The 14982-nt window shown below is 28.9% G+C and carries 15 protein-coding genes; 8 read left to right on the forward strand and 7 right to left on the reverse strand.

Annotated features, from left to right (window positions below; all coding sequences use genetic code 11):
• Positions 1–41 precede the first annotated feature (41 nt).
• From ACWYN7_RS04930 to ACWYN7_RS04945, 4 genes are all read left to right on the forward strand, one after another.
• On the forward strand, positions 42–3419 hold the full coding sequence (locus tag ACWYN7_RS04930; RefSeq protein WP_462858737.1) for an RNA polymerase beta'' subunit family protein: 3378 nt from the start codon (positions 42–44) through the stop codon (positions 3417–3419).
• Between the two features lie 53 nt (positions 3420–3472).
• The gene (locus tag ACWYN7_RS04935; protein WP_462858738.1) at positions 3473–4015 is read left to right on the forward strand and encodes a DUF3575 domain-containing protein; all 543 of its coding nucleotides are present in this window, start codon (positions 3473–3475) and stop codon (positions 4013–4015) included.
• Positions 4016–4074: 59 nt separating this feature from the next.
• The gene (locus ACWYN7_RS04940) at positions 4075–4572 is read left to right on the forward strand and encodes a DUF3575 domain-containing protein (RefSeq protein ID WP_462858739.1); all 498 of its coding nucleotides are present in this window, start codon (positions 4075–4077) and stop codon (positions 4570–4572) included.
• Positions 4573–4735: 163 nt separating this feature from the next.
• The gene (locus tag ACWYN7_RS04945) at positions 4736–5278 is read left to right on the forward strand and encodes a GDSL-type esterase/lipase family protein (RefSeq protein ID WP_462858740.1); all 543 of its coding nucleotides are present in this window, start codon (positions 4736–4738) and stop codon (positions 5276–5278) included.
• Between the two features lies 1 nt (position 5279).
• Here the strand turns inward: ACWYN7_RS04945 and ACWYN7_RS04950 are convergent, their stop codons facing one another.
• Together ACWYN7_RS04950 and ACWYN7_RS04955 are read right to left on the reverse strand one after the other, a co-directional pair.
• Complete coding sequence (locus tag ACWYN7_RS04950) at positions 5280–6821, reverse strand: glycine--tRNA ligase (RefSeq protein ID WP_462858741.1); 1542 nt, start codon at positions 6819–6821, stop codon at positions 5280–5282.
• Between the two features lie 46 nt (positions 6822–6867).
• On the reverse strand, positions 6868–7431 hold the full coding sequence (locus ACWYN7_RS04955; RefSeq protein WP_462858742.1) for a class I SAM-dependent methyltransferase: 564 nt from the start codon (positions 7429–7431) through the stop codon (positions 6868–6870).
• A 49-nt stretch (positions 7432–7480) separates the two neighbouring features.
• Here ACWYN7_RS04955 and ACWYN7_RS04960 point away from each other — a divergent pair, with 49 nt between their 5' ends.
• Genes ACWYN7_RS04960 through ACWYN7_RS04970 form a run of 3 tightly spaced genes read left to right on the forward strand, consistent with a single transcriptional unit; the run spans position 7481 to position 10048 of the window.
• Complete coding sequence (locus tag ACWYN7_RS04960; protein WP_462858743.1) at positions 7481–8167, forward strand: ComF family protein; 687 nt, start codon at positions 7481–7483, stop codon at positions 8165–8167.
• Between the two features lie 55 nt (positions 8168–8222).
• Positions 8223–9839, forward strand: a complete 1617-nt coding sequence (locus tag ACWYN7_RS04965) for an Ig-like domain-containing domain (RefSeq protein WP_462858744.1) — start codon at positions 8223–8225, stop codon at positions 9837–9839.
• Between the two features lie 23 nt (positions 9840–9862).
• Positions 9863–10048, forward strand: coding sequence for a PLDc N-terminal domain-containing protein (locus ACWYN7_RS04970; protein ID WP_462858925.1), 186 nt, complete (start codon positions 9863–9865; stop codon positions 10046–10048).
• Between the two features lie 20 nt (positions 10049–10068).
• On the opposite strand, the gene ACWYN7_RS04975 is transcribed toward ACWYN7_RS04970, so the two are convergent.
• Positions 10069–11217, reverse strand: a complete 1149-nt coding sequence (locus tag ACWYN7_RS04975; RefSeq protein ID WP_462858745.1) for a cystathionine gamma-synthase — start codon at positions 11215–11217, stop codon at positions 10069–10071.
• Positions 11218–11450: 233 nt separating this feature from the next.
• Positions 11451–11906 carry a DinB family protein gene (locus ACWYN7_RS04980; RefSeq protein WP_462858746.1) on the reverse strand — a complete coding sequence of 152 codons (456 nt, stop codon included), beginning with the start codon at positions 11904–11906 and terminating at the stop codon, positions 11451–11453.
• A gap of 43 nt (positions 11907–11949) precedes the next feature.
• On the opposite strand from ACWYN7_RS04980, the gene ACWYN7_RS04985 reads away from it, so the two are divergent.
• On the forward strand, positions 11950–12294 hold the full coding sequence (locus ACWYN7_RS04985) for an arsenate reductase family protein (protein WP_462858747.1): 345 nt from the start codon (positions 11950–11952) through the stop codon (positions 12292–12294).
• 145 nt (positions 12295–12439) lie between these two features.
• On the opposite strand, the gene ACWYN7_RS04990 is transcribed toward ACWYN7_RS04985, so the two are convergent.
• The 3 genes from ACWYN7_RS04990 to ACWYN7_RS05000 all read right to left on the reverse strand — a co-directional run bounded on the left by ACWYN7_RS04990 (position 12440) and on the right by ACWYN7_RS05000 (position 14939).
• Complete coding sequence (locus ACWYN7_RS04990) at positions 12440–12910, reverse strand: DUF4252 domain-containing protein (RefSeq protein WP_462858748.1); 471 nt, start codon at positions 12908–12910, stop codon at positions 12440–12442.
• 76 nt (positions 12911–12986) lie between these two features.
• Positions 12987–13898: a glycosyltransferase family 4 protein gene (locus ACWYN7_RS04995; RefSeq protein ID WP_462858749.1), complete on the reverse strand. Its 912-nt coding sequence runs from the start codon at positions 13896–13898 to the stop codon at positions 12987–12989.
• Between the two features lie 123 nt (positions 13899–14021).
• Positions 14022–14939 (reverse strand): hypothetical protein, encoded by a 918-nt coding sequence (locus ACWYN7_RS05000; protein WP_462858750.1) that lies wholly within the window; start codon positions 14937–14939, stop codon positions 14022–14024.
• Between the last annotated feature and the right edge of the window lie 43 nt (positions 14940–14982).

Raw genomic sequence — 14982 nt, forward strand, 5'->3', positions numbered from 1 at the left:
AACATAAAAACATATTTTTACGTTAGCTTCTTATAGTTTCTATGTTTAAAAAAATATTCTTTTATGTTATCCTTTTCTTTGGATTATCAATTCAGAGTCAAACTAAATCTACAGATTATAGAAAGAAAATTATTGAGGTAAAACAAGACACTATTCAATTAGATTCTGTGGCTTTAAATCCACAAGAATTTAAAATTTTTGATGATAAACAACAAATAATTCCTTCAAAGAATTACAACATCAACTTTAGCAAAGCCATCTTAATTATCAACTCAAAAAAATACAAAAAAATTACAGTTGAATATTTTAGATTGCCCGATTTTATCACCAAAATCTATACTCCTTTTGATGAAAAACTAATTTTACAAAGCAATACAAACCAAGGCCAATTATACAGTTTAACAACCAACAAAAAAAAGACAGACATCAAACTTTTTGATGGTTTACAAACCAGAGGATTTATTACACGAGGCATCACTTCTGGTAACAATCAAAATGCAGTTACCAATTCTGCATTAGATTTAGAAATATCTGGTAAACTTTCTAAAGAAGTAACTTTAAGAGCCAATATTTTTGATACTAATATTCCTGTTCAGAACAATGGAGTATCTCAAAACTTAACCGATTTTGATCGTATTTTTATAGAAATGTTTACTGATAATTGGCGAGTTAGAGCTGGAGATTTATCACTTAAAAATACAGAAACGTTCTTCTTTCCGTTTACAAAACAAGTTTCTGGTTTAGAAGTAGAAGCCAATGTAAATAACAATTTAAAAGTGGCTGCATCTGGTGCTGTGGTTAGAGGTAAATTCAACACTTTTAATTTTACAGGTGTAGAAGGCAACCAAGGACCATATAAAATTTACGGTGCAAATAATGAGTCTGTAATTTTAATGATAGAAGGCTCAGAACAGGTGTATGTAAATGGTTCTTTAATAAAAAGAGGCGAAAACGAAGATTATACCATAAATTATAATTTGGGTGAAATTACCTTTAACACCACTTATCCTATTACAAATGATATGCGTATTTGGATAGATTTTCAGTACGCAGAAAGAAATTACACACGTTTTATTACCTATGATAAAGCCGAATATAAAGGAGAAAAATTTAGTATTGCTGGTTATTTTTATTCTGAAAATGATGCTAAAAATCAACCTTTACAACAAAGTTTATCTACAGAACAAAAAGAGATTTTAGTCAATGCTGGTAATAACGAAGAGGCTATGTTTTCTGAAAGTGCTTTTATTGATGTGTTTGATGAAAATAAAATTCTCTACAAAAAAGTAACAGACGGAACACAAGAATATTTTGAATATTCTACCAATGAAAACGACGAATTATACACGGTAACTTTTACAAATGTTGGAACTAATAATGGAGATTATGTTTTAGATGATACTATTGCAACAGGAAGTATTTTTAGTTTTGTAGGCACAAATCTGGGTGATTATAGCCCAATTACTAGACTTGTTGCCCCAACAAAATCGCAATTATTTATTGTAAAATCTGAATTAAACACCGATAAAAAAACCAGTTTAGATACCGAAATTGCCATTAGTAACAGAGATGCCAATTTGTATTCTGCAATAGATGATGAAAACAATATTGCAGTGGCTGCAAAAATTAATTGGGAGCAGATTTTAATCGATAAAAGTTGGAAATTAACCAGTAAAATTAGCCACGAATATGCACAAAAAAACTTTTATTCTGAACAAGGTTATGAGCCTGTTGAATTTAATAGAGATTGGAATATTTTAAGCAATAATGCTACTAAAAACTATTTTCAATCGGCATTAAATTTAACCAATAAAAAAGAAGATTTTCTTAGTTATCAGTTTTACAATTTAACTTACAACAATGGTTTTAAAGGAACTAAACATCAACTAAAATCGAAAATTAAAGCCAATACAACAAGTTTTTTTGTTGATGGAAGCTTTTTATCTAATACTTCTAATGTTGAAGACAATTCATTTTTTAGAGCACAAGCAAAAGTAGAACATTCACTTAAAAAATCTTGGTTGGGTGCGTTTATTAATTTCGAAACCAATTCTAGAAAAGACGTAACAACCCATCAATTTATAAATACAAGTCATCGTTTTAAGGAATACGAAGGTTATTTTGGTGTTGGAGATTCCACAAAAATATTTGCAAAAATTGGTTATAATTTTAGAAACAACGACAGTATAAAATCGAATCAGTTTGCAGAAATTAATAACAGAAAAACAATTTATATAGATAGTAAACTCATCAAAAATAAAAACACCAATTTAAGTGTATATGCCAATTATAGAATTACAGAAAACAACTTTTCTGATGATGAAAAAGCACTAAACTCTAGAGTTGTTTTTAGTCAAAAATTGTTCAAAAATTTTATCAATTTAAGTACAGTTTATGAAACTTCTTCAGGTAATGTAGCTCAACAAGATTATATTTATGTTCAGACAGAACCTGGTTTGGGTTTTTATACTTGGATTGATTATAATAACGACGGAATTAAAGATTTTAATGAGTTCGAAATTGCACAATTTCAAGACCAAGCCAATTACTTGCGTTTGCCAAAACCAAATTTAAGTTTTATTTCAACTCAACGTGCCAAATTAAATCAATCTATAAACATAAATCCAAGAAATTGGGCTACTAAAACTGGTTTTAAAAAGTTGATTTCTCACTTTTATAATCAAACATATTTAACTGTAGAAAACGAACAAGAAAGAACTGAAAATTCGTTTCAATTAAATCCTTTCGATTTTAATGAAAATTCATTAATTGGTTTGAATTTAAACATCAGAAATAGTTTGTTTTATAATAAAGATTTACAGAAAAACAGTATAACTTTTACTTATGGAAACTCGAAATTAAAACAACAATACATTATTGGTAATCAAGAAAATAACATTAATTTACATCAATTAGATTATGCCCATAAATTTGCAGATTTCTGGTTGATAGACTTAATGACAAAAACATCAAAAAATAGTTTAGAAACAGAAAATTTTACAGACAGAAACTACGAAATTAATGCTAATGAAATTCAGCCAAAAATTAGTTTTTTATACAACCAAAACAATCGGTTTTCTGCATTTTATCACTTTAAAAATAAACAAAACAAATTAGAAGATTTCGAAAAATTGAATCAACAAAAATTTGGGATAGAATATTTTTACATCAGCAAAAAGAAAAATCAAATTTCTGCCAATGTAAATGTATTTTTAAATGATTTTACTGGAGATACCAACACACCTGTTGCCTACCAAATGTTAGAGGGTTTACAAGCAGGTAAAAATTATACTTGGAGCTTGTTGTTTAACCGAAAACTAAACGCTTTTTTAAACCTAAATTTAAATTATTTGGGTAGAAAAAGTGAAAATTCGAAAACCATTCATACAGGCAGTATACAATTAAGAGCTAATTTTTAATATTCTTGGTAAGGTTTTTGATAAATTTGTTTACTTAAATCTAAAACTTAACCATGAAAAAAATTACTTTTATTATTTTAGTCTTTGTAACTACAATTGCTTTTGCACAAGAAAAAGAAGAAAATTATCCGCAAGACATCAATAAAAAAACAGAAATTAAAATTAACGCTTTAACTTTAGTCGCTGCAAAATGGATAGATGTTTCTTACGAGCGTTTAATTGATGAAGAGTCTTCTTATGGAATTGCAGCTACAATAAATACAGATAGAGATGAAAGTGATTTAAATTATTCGCTTACACCTTTTTACAGACGTTATTTTTCGGGAAATTTTGCAAGAGGCTTTTTTGTAGAAGGTTTTGGTATGTTGTACTCTGCAAGAGACTATTATTATGATTATTATGATCACTACGATTATTATAGTAATTCTAATAACTTTGAAACTGGCTTTGGTTTAGGTATTTCTATTGGAGGAAAATTTGTTTCTAAAAAAGGTTTTACCACAGAATTAGTTTTAGGTGTGGGACGTAATTTTTCTGAAAATAGTTATGATGATGCCATTGGTAGAGTTGGAATTTCTGTTGGATACCGTTTTTAAAAGCATTCGTCTATAAAATAAGTTTAGTAATTACATCGTTAAAAGCTAAAAGACAATTTATGAAAAAATCAATTTTACTATTTACACTTTTCATTAGCTCAATTACTTTTTCTCAAAGAGAATTTAAATTAGATATTGCTGATGCTCTAATCATAAAAACTCTAGATTTTTCTTATGAAAACTATATAAATGAAGAATCTTCTTTTGGTATTTCTGTACAATTTAATTTAGAAAAACAAGAAGTAGATTTTAGATACAATGAGAATATGATGATAACTCCATATTATCGTCATTATTTTACAACTGAATATAATTGGAACTTTTTTGGTGAAGGTTTCTTCGGAATTAATTCTGGTAAAAAAGAGTCTATTGAAGATTCTGATATTTATGACATAGAATATACAGATGGTGCTTTAGGTGTTGCAGTGGGTACAAAATACATCTCTAATGGAGGTCTAGTAATTGATTTGTATGGTGGTTTAGGACGTAATTTATTTGGATCAGAATCGCCTGTAATTGTTCCAAGAATTGGATTTAATGTTGGTTGGAGGTTTTAAAAAAATGAAAAAATTGTTGCCTTACTCACTACTTTTAAATGTTATTTTTTTACTTTCATTTGGATACTTTATTTTTATCAAAAGAGATGGATTCAACTATTTAAAAAACAAAATATTTACCCCATTACAAGAGCCTTTAAACTCTCATCTTTACCAAACTAAAATGAGCATTTTTAACAGCATGCCATATGTTGAAGAAAGTATTATTTTTCTTGGTGATAGTATCACTGAATTTTGCAATTGGAATGAGCTTTTTGGTCAAAATAACATTATAAACCGCGGAATTAGTGGTGACACTCTTGATGGCCTTTTGTACAGAATTGATGAGGTTATTAAGAAAAAGCCTAAAAAATTATTTATAATGATTGGCATTAATGATCTAGGAAAAGGCAAAAGTGTAAATCAAATACTCGAAAAGTATACAATTTTAATCGACAAAACACATAGTAATTTACCTGAATCCAAAATTTACATTCAAAGTGTTTTACCTGCAAAACGAAAAAATTTAAGTAATACTGATATTAAAAAGATCAATATTGGCTTAATTAAAATTGCGAATAAATACAACAAAAACTATATAGACCTTTATTCATCATTTTTATCTAAAAACAATGAGTTAAATGATGCATATTCGTTAGATGGACTGCATTTAAATGGCAAAGGATACCAGTTATGGAAACAAATTATTAAAAAAGATATAGAATAACCTACATCTTTTGCAACCAAGTCTTTACATCAACCTCAGCTTTTATAATAGCTCTTAATTCAGAGATTTTAACTCTTTTTTGCTCCATAGAATCTCTATGTCTAATAGTAACAGAATCGTCTTCTAAAGAATCGTGATCTACAGTAATACAAAAGGGTGTACCAGCTGCATCTTGTCTTCTGTAACGTTTACCAACTGCATCTTTTTCATCATAAAAAACATTAAAATCCCATTTTAAATCTTCCATAATTTTTTTAGCAACTTCTGGCAAACCATCCTTTTTAACCAATGGTAAAACTGCTGCTTTAAATGGTGCTAAAACTGCTGGTAATTTTAAAACCGTTCTTGTAGTTCCGTTTTCTAAAGCTTCTTCTTGCAAAGAATTAGAAAAAACAGCTAAAAACATTCTATCTAAACCAATAGAAGTTTCTACTACATAAGGCACATAACTTTTGTTTTCTGTATGATCGAAATATTGTAATTTTTTACCAGAATATGCTTCATGGGCTTTTAAATCGAAATCAGTTCTAGAGTGTATCCCTTCTAATTCTTTAAATCCGAAAGGAAAATTAAACTCAATATCTGCTGCAGCATCTGCATAATGCGCTAATTTATCATGGTCGTGAAAACGATAGTTTTCTGCTCCCATTCCTAAACTTAAATGCCATTTTAAACGGGTTTCTTTCCAGTTTTCGTACCATTCTTTTTGCGTACCTGGTTTTACAAAAAATTGCATTTCCATTTGTTCAAACTCACGCATTCTAAAAATAAATTGCCTTGCAACAATCTCATTTCTAAAAGCTTTACCAGTTTGCGCAATTCCGAAAGGAATTTTCATTCGCCCAGTTTTTTGCACGTTTAAAAAGTTTACAAAAATACCTTGTGCAGTTTCTGGACGTAAATATACTTGTGTAGAATTTTCTGCTGAAGCACCAATTTTAGTTCCAAACATTAGGTTAAATTGCTTAACTTCTGTCCAGTTTTTTGAGCCAGAAACAGGACAAACAATGCCTAAATCTAAAATTAAATTTCTAAATCCTTCTAAATCGCTTTCTTCTTGAACGCGCGTTAATTCTGCAGAAATTTCATCAATTTGTTTTTGACGACGAATTACATTTTGGTTTGTAGCTCTAAACTCATCCTCATTAAAAGCATCACCAAAACGTTTTTGAGCTTTAGCAATATCCTTTTGAATTTTTAGATTTATTTTTTCTCTAAATTCTTCTACTAAAACATCTGCTCTATAACGTTTCTTAGAATCTTTATTATCGATTAAAGGATCGTTAAAAGCATCTACGTGCCCAGAAGCTTTCCAAGTTGTTGGATGCATTAATATTGCAGCATCTATACCCACAATGTTTTCGTGCATTTGCACCATTGCTTTCCACCAATAATCTCTAATATTTTTCTTTAGCTCAACTCCATTTTGAGCATAATCGTAAACCGCACTTAATCCATCATAAATTTCAGAAGACTGAAATACATAACCATACTCTTTTGCGTGCGATAAAACTTTTTTAAATTGATCTTCTTGTTTTGCCATAATGAGGGCAAAGATACATGTTTACAGAAATTTTTCAACAAAAAAATTACTCGACTTTTTTACATCGATAAATAAATGCTGGCGGAATATTTAAGGGCTCGAATTCTAGCAAAATTTCTTCTTTAAACACCTTCTTTAGCTTTTTAAAATAAGACAAACTGTATTGATATTGTATAAAAGTTCCATCTGTATTTAAAACTTGGTAAGATTTGTCTAATATTTCATTGCAAATAACCTCTGGTATAATTGTAAATGGCAAACTAGAAATAATATAATCTGCAGAAGAAAGATTTATTTTTTTTAGTTCTTCTACTACTTTTGCTGCAGAAGCCTTTAAAACAATTAATTGTGGATGATTAAATTTTAACAATTGTTCATAAAAATTATCGTTAATTTCAAAACAAATTAAAACTGCATTTGGCGATAGTCTTTCTAAAATGTGTTTTGTAATTGCGCCATTACCAGCACCTAATTCTACAATAACATTGGCTTTTGCAAAATCTATTTTCTTTAGCATCTTTTTAGATAAAAAGCGAGAACTTGGTGTAATTGTACCCAAAGTTTGCATATTTCTTAAGGCTTCTTGAAAAAAATTTATTTTAGTAGACAATTGTTATCTCTAATTTATTGAGTATATTTCTAAAAATTGGTTTGTAAAGATGAGACTTTTAAAAGACTTATTCTATATTTTTTATCCTAAATTATGCGTGGTTTGCGATGAAAACTTAATAGAAAATGAAAATGTTGTGTGTACACTTTGCAGACACGATTTACCTCTTACTAATTTTAACAGCTTTACAAACAACAAAATTACCCAAACATTTTATGGCAGTATAAACATACATAAAGGTTATGCTTTATTATTTTATAGAAAAGAAGGGAGTACCTTAAATTTAATTCACGATTTAAAATATAAAGGTAATGAGAATATTGGTATTTTCTTTGGTAATTGGTTGGGCGAAATGCTGAAAGAAAACCAAGAATTTAATACTGTAGATTGCATTATACCAGTGCCTTTACATCCTAAAAAATTAAGAGAAAGAGGTTATAATCAAGTTACTAAATTCGGAGAAAAACTTAGTTTTTATTTAGAAATTCCGTTTGTAGAAAATGAACTTATTCGGATTTCATCGACCAAAACACAGACGTTTAAATCTCGTTTTGAGCGTTTTAAAAATATTGACACTAAATTTCAGTTAAAAAATGCATCAAAATTTAACAACAAACATATTTTGTTAATCGATGATGTAATTACAACAGGCGCAACATTAAAAGCATGTGCTACAGAATTTCTAAAATCTAACAATTGTAAAATAAGCATTTTAACCATGGCTTACACAGAATAAAATTTATGATTTTATATTCAAAAATTAATCGTTAATTTGTGTAAAATTTAGTTGAGTGAAAACGTTTTATAAATTTCTTTTATTAATTTCAATTCTTCTTTTTGCAATAAGTTGTGCTAGAACTGGAAGACCAGAAGGTGGCCCAAAAGATGAAAATGCACCTTTATTTGTAACTGCAAATCCGCCTTACGAAAGTATAAAATTCGATAAAAAAGTAGTAAAAATTGAGTTTGATGAGTTTGTGGTTCTTAAAAATTTAAACGATCAATTGGTGGTTTCTCCACCTATGAAAAATCCACCTTTAATTTCTCCTCAAGGAACTGCAAGCAGAGAAATAAAGATCGAAATTTTAGACACTTTAAAACAAAACACTACCTACATTTTTAATTTTGGTAATGCAATACAAGACAACAATGAAGGGAACAAGCTAGAAAACTTTAAATATGTTTTTTCTACAGGAGATTATATCGATTCTTTAACCACATCTGGTTTTATAAAAGATGCCAAACTAAAAGAAGCACCTAAAAGTGTAAACGTTTTATTATACAGAATAGACAGTACTTTTAACGATTCTATTGTTTACAATAAGAAACCCAATTACATTACAAGCACATTAGATACTACAAATTTTAAATTCACAAATTTAAGAAAAGGCAAGTATTTAATGGTGGCTTTAAAAGAAGAAATTAACGATTATATTTTTAATCCTATTACAGATAAAATAGGTTTTTCTGCAGACACACTTTTACTACCAAGAGACAGCATTGTAAGCAAACCTATTATTTTGTTTCAAGAAAATTTACCTTACGAGTTTAAAAGAGGTAAAGAAGTTACCAAAGGAAAAATTGAATTCGGTTTTGTTGGTGATGCAAAAAACATGAAAGTAAATCTGCTATCTAAAGTGCCAGATACATTTAAAAGTGTTTCGAAATTTATGATTGATAAAGACACTCTAAATTACTGGTTTACACCAATAGAAGCAGACTCTTTAAATTTTATAGTTTCTAATGATGATGTTTTGGATACTTTAACCGTAAAACTGCGTAAAAACAAATTAGATTCTCTTAAAATTACCACAACTGTTAGAAACACTTTGCATTTTAGAGATACGTTTTTTATTAACAGTAACAACCCAATTGTTAAAATTGATACCACTAAAATTTCTCTATTTGATAAAGATACTATAGCTGTAAACTACAAAACCTTAGCTTCTAAAAAAGAAAATAAAATTGCTTTTCTTTTTGATAAAAAACCAGAAGATAAATACAATTTTAAAGCATTACCTGATGCATTTAACGATGTTTTTGGCATAAAAAACGACACCTTAAACTATAATTTTTCTACAAAAGCAATTGATGATTATGGTAGAATAACCATCAACGTAAATAACGTAAATAATAGAAATTTAATTATAGAAATTTTATCTGGCTCTAAACAAGAAAAAGTTTTAGAACGCAAATTTATTGCAACTTCTACCAAAGTAGTTTTCGATTTATTAGAACCTGGCAAATATACCATTAGAGCCATTGTAGATACAAACAAAAATAACAAATGGGATACTGGAAGTTATCTTAATAAACAATTAGCAGAAGAAATTATTTATCACAAAGAAATTAATAATGCAGATTTAAGAGCCAATTTTTTCTTGGTTGAGAATTTTACAATAAACTAAAAAATATGAAAACGCTTTTAATTATGCTGCTCATTGTTTTGAGCTTAATACTATGGTTTAAAGCCATATCAGATATTTCTAGAACAAGATTCAGCAGCGATAACAACAAAAAAATATGGTTTTTCATCATTTTTTTAATTCCAGTTTTAGGAGCTCTTGCTTATTTTTTGATGAAAAAAAATTACATAAAAAAAAGACCTAAATTTTAGTTTAGGTCTTTTTTTTGTTCTTAAAAATTTAGAGCTTGATCTAAATCTGACAATAAATCTTCTTCATCTTCAATACCCACACTTAAACGAATTAAAGAATCTGTAATTCCTATTTTTAAACGTTCTGGTTCTGGAATTGATGCGTGTGTCATTGTAGTTGGGTGATTTACCAAACTTTCTACACCTCCTAAAGATTCTGCCAAAGTAAACACTTTTGTGTTTTCTAAAAACTTAAAGGCTGCTGCTTTACTTTCGTCTTTAAGTCTAAAAGAAACCATACCACCAAAATCTTTCATTTGTTTTTTAGCAATTTCATAATTTGGGTGATTTTCTAAACCTGGATAATACACCTCTCCTACTTTTGGATGATTTTGTAAAAATTTGGCTACTGCTCTACCATTTTCGCAATGTCTTTGCATTCTAATATGTAACGTTTTTACACCTCTTAAAGCTAAAAAAGAATCCATTGGACCTGCAATTGCACCAGCTGCAAACTGAATAAAATGCAATTCTTCTGCCAATTTTGCATCTTTTACCATTAAAGCTCCCATAACAACATCTGAGTGCCCACCTAAATATTTTGTTGCAGAATGCATAACAATATCTGCGCCTAAAGTTAAGGGTTGTTGTAAATAAGGAGTTGCAAAAGTATTATCTACAGCTACTAAAATAGTTTCATTTACATCTTTTATTGCTGATGCAATTGCTTCGATATCAGCAATTTTCATTAACGGATTTGTTGGTGTTTCTAACCAAACTAATTTTGTTTTTTCTGTAATGGCATCTGTTACATTGTTTACTTTATTCATATCTACGAAAGAGAATTCTAATCCGTATTTTTTAAATAATCTTGTAAACATTCTGTAAGTACCACCATATAAATCGTCTCCTGCAATTACCTCATCTCCTGGACTTAATGTTCTTAAAACGCAGTCTATTGCAGCTAAACCAGATGAAAACGCAAAACCATGAGTACCATTTTCTATGGCAGCAAAACTGCTTTCTAATGCTGCTCTTGTTGGGTTTTCTCCTCTTGAATATTCATACCCTTTATGAACTCCTGGGCTAGATTGTGCATAGGTAGATGTTAAAAAAACAGGTGGCATTACTGCTCCTGTTGCTTCTTCGTGTTTCTGACCTCCGTGAATTGTTTTTGTGTTGAATTTCATTTCTTATATTTTCTGATACTCTTAGTCTTCTGTTATTTGGTTTTCTTACAGTTTTAGTAGCTATTCGTTTGCAAACAAGTTTAGCCCTGATTGAACGGTTTGTTTGAGCTCTTTTTTTATGCTATATTTAAACTAGATGCTTTAACAATAATTAAATTACTGTCTTTTAAATGCAAGATGCTGAAATAAATTCAGCATAAAAAAAAGCGAGTAGTGAAAGCAGGAAATAGCTTCTATAAAAACTTTTTAATAGATCTTATAATTCCGTAATGAATTCCTTCGTGAAAATTATTAAAAGCAATTGCATTTTCTATGTTTTTTAAAACATAACCTGTACTTGTTGGGTATTCTGTGTAATTCTCAAAAATACCAGCTTCAAAATCTTCTTGCAAAGTATCTGGTAAGCCAACTAACAACTCTTTTACCTCATCAAATTCTTCTGGGGTAAAGTTTGTAGTTGGTGCTGTTCCTTTTCTATAATTCTCTATTAAATTGTCTGGGCACAAAGGATTTAAACCTGATAATTTATAGTGCAATAATTGTTGTGTTACCACTAAGTGCGCTACATTCCAAGCAATATTGTTTTTAAAACCTTGTGGAATTGTATGAATTTGCTCTAAAGATAATCCTTCTAATTCTTTAATAACGAGTTCTCTCGATTTTCTTAAAACATCAAATTGTATATTCATTTTTTATGTATAATTTTGATGTTGTAAATATAATTTAATAAAAATGAAGAAAGTCTATTTTTTACAAACTTGTGATACCTGCAGAAGAATTTTAAAAGAAGTAAATACAGAAGGTTTTGAAAGACAAGAAATAAAAACAAATAACATTTCTGTTGCACAATTAGAAGAAATGTATGCACTTTCTGGCAGTTATGAGGCTTTATTTAACAAGCGTGCTAAGTTGTACAAAGCTATGGATTTGAAAAATCAGGATTTAACAGAGGCTGATTATAGACAATTTTTGTTAGATGAATACACGTTTTTAAAACGCCCTGTTTTTATTGTTGATGATAAAATTTTTATCGGAAATAGTAAAAAAGTAATTGAGCAATTGAAAGCAGCTCTATAATACTTAAATGATCTTGTCATTTCGATCTTGTGAAGAAATCTAAACTTAAGAATTCTTTGTAAGATTTCTCAACTTCGTTTCTCTACGTTCGAAATGACAAGCTGACTTTTTAGTCTTTTTGGTCTTTTTGGTCTTTTTAGTCTTTTTAGTCTATAATAACATTAGAATTAGACATCATTTCTGACAATTCTTCCATAGTTAAGTTGGTTTTTAGTCCGAATAAAATAACTTTATCATTATCGCTATTGGCTTGTAAAACGATTTCTTTTACAATATCATTTTTTTCTAAAATATAAAAAGAGGCTTTTCCATCATCTCCTTTTACACGAGCCATGGTTTTTAATTTGTTCTTTTTAATATACTTTTTAAAATCTTTAGACACAGTTGCATCTTCGTTATTAAAAACCATTAATTTAAAATCGCTGGTCTTTTTTAGTAGTTTTTGTAAATCGTCATTATCATCTTCATCTAAAAAAGAACCTGCAAAAGAGGCTGATAAATTAAGAGAAAAAGCAGACTGCTCTTTGTGTTTTTTGTAAAAGTTTTTAAATGTAGTTTCTTGAGCAACAGCACTTATCATAAAAAGTGCACATAGAATGGTTGTAATTTGTTTCATAATACTTGGTTTTCTTTTCAGACGAGTACCAAAGTATTTTGTTACAATTTTATTTTTTTTTGATGCTTTTTTTTGATTAAGAAAGATAAACCTGCATTAAACCTTCTGCTTCTTTTTGAGCACTCCAATTCTGTAAAATTTCCTGTCTTGCTTGTTTTCCTAAATGCGGAATTTCGCCTTGAATAGATTTTGATAAAAGGTTTTCTAATTCAGAAATATTACCAGCTTCAAATAAATAACCGTTTTTTGTATGCGTGATTAATTCTGAATGCACACCTACATTTTTTGTGGCAATTACAGTACACTCGCAAGCCATGGCTTCTGCTGTTACTAAAGAAAATCCTTCAGAAAAACTAGGAGCAACAACTATTTTTGCAGCTTGATAATATGAAATTATCTCTCTAGTTTCATCAACAAAATAAACTTGATTTTCTATTTGATGTTGCTGAGCAATATCTTTGAGTTCTTTTAAAAATTCAGGTTTATCTACTTGTCCAACAATTACTAACGCCCAATTTTTATGACTTTTTAAAACCTTAGCAGCTTCTAATAAAATGATTTGTCCTTTTGCTTTTCTTACTCTACCAGCGTTTAAAATGATGTTTTCTTGAGGAATATTCTCTAACTTTTTACTTGCATCAGGTTTAAAATCAGTAACTCGAACTCCATGACCAACTATGGTGTTTTTAATACCTAAACTTTTACTCATACTTTGTATAAGTGTAATCACTTTATCTGCTTTTTTTAATAAAAATAAGGTTAAGCCAGATGGTTTAGATTCTGCGTGTCTTGTAGCAATTAAAGTGAATTTTGCGCCTAAAAAACGATACAAAAGCATTCGCATTATTTCATTATTTCTATGACAATGCACTACAGTTTTAGCATTAGAAAATAAGATAGATTTTAGTTTTTTTGTGCTAAGATGCCTTCCATTAATGTTAGAACCATAGACGTAGGTTTCAAATTCATCAGAAAAAAAAGGAAGCACATTTTCTATGCTTCTAGTAACGCCTGTTTTACGTTTATGAAAATGAATATGAATTAGAATCGGTTTCAGTTGATGAAGTTTTTATTTCATTATTTTGCAAATTAAGTGCAAAAACTTGAACTTTTAGGCAAACTTACGTTCTATTATTTCCATAAATCGCATTTCTAATTCTTCTTGATTGTCCCAGTTATAATCTGGTTTTACCATTGTATTGATAAAGTTTTTAGCTTCACTTTCTGATCGAAAAGTATTTAATTGCGAAACCACTCTATTATAATCTTCTTGCTGATTATTAAACAAGTTTTTTACAAATGCAATTCTATCATTTAAACCAATCTGAATATTTTTAGCCAATTTATCATTTAAAGATATTGGTTGCGCATTTTCGAACAAATCTGCCATAACATCTACAGAAATAACATCTTGCAATTCTTCTTCTAAAGACATTGTTTTGCGTTCTTCTACTTTTACAACATCATTTATAATTTCTTCTTTTGGTTCTTCTACTTCTTGTATTGCTTTTGTTACTTCTTTTTTAATTTCTTCAGTATTCTCTTCTTTTGGAAAAAGTATTTCTTCTAACTCATCAAAAGGTTGTTCTATAATTTCTTCTACTTTATTGGTTTGTAGGTGTTGTGTTATTTGTTGAATCGGTTCTATTTCTTCTTCAATTACCTCTTGCTTAATTTCATTATCATTAGTATCAGCAGTCGGCTCATCCACCAAATTATAGACTATTTTTTCTTCTAAAATAAGTTCTTTATCGCTATTGTGTGCTACAGTAATTGCACTTTCTTTAGCTTCTAAAGCTTGTTCTACCCTATCTAACAACTCTTCTTTTGTATCTTCTAAATTTGGAGTTTCATTAATATATTCTTCTACAAAAGCCAACAGCGAAAGCTTTTCATAAACTTCTTTCGATTTTTCTTTTAATGCAAAAACATCATCTTTGTTTTTCATTTTTAAAATGCTGTGTGCTAAACTAATTAAATCTGCTTCCAATTTTTTGTGCATATCTTTTCTTTGAGTTGCTGAAATCATTTCAGCATAAATTATTTTTTGCTACTAAATATTTATAGATTTG

This window comes from Polaribacter sp. M10 (assembly GCF_054968445.1).